Origin of the sequence: Thauera phenylacetica B4P (assembly GCF_000310225.1) — a bacterium.
In the GTDB taxonomy this organism is placed as follows: Bacteria; Pseudomonadota; Gammaproteobacteria; order Burkholderiales; family Rhodocyclaceae; genus Thauera; species Thauera phenylacetica.
Window position 1 is genome coordinate 1 of record NZ_AMXF01000647.1, and the last position, 304, is coordinate 304.

1 pseudogene is annotated in these 304 nt (G+C 74.7%); it reads left to right on the forward strand.

The features are described from left to right. Positions 1-304 (forward strand): annotated as a pseudogene (locus C667_RS24110) (siroheme decarboxylase subunit beta); the annotation flags it as partial.

Consider the following 304-nt stretch of genomic DNA (forward strand, 5'->3'; position numbering starts at 1 on the left):
CCGCCTGGGCGCGAGCGCGCTGGCCGCGCTGGCCGCGCCGCCCGAGCGCCTGGAGGAGGTCGCCGCGCGCGTCACCCGCGAGCCGGCGATCAACCACAACTACCAGCGCGAGCATCGCTACAACCTGTGGTTCGTGGTCACCGCGGCCTCGCGCGCGCAGCTCGACGAGGTGGTCGCCGGCATCGAGCGCGACACCGGCTGCGCGGTCATCGTGCTGCCGCTCGAAGAAGAGTTCCACATCGACCTGGGCTTCGACCTCAAGGCGGGCGCGCAAGGGCGGCGGCCGCACGCGTGCGCCCGCGCC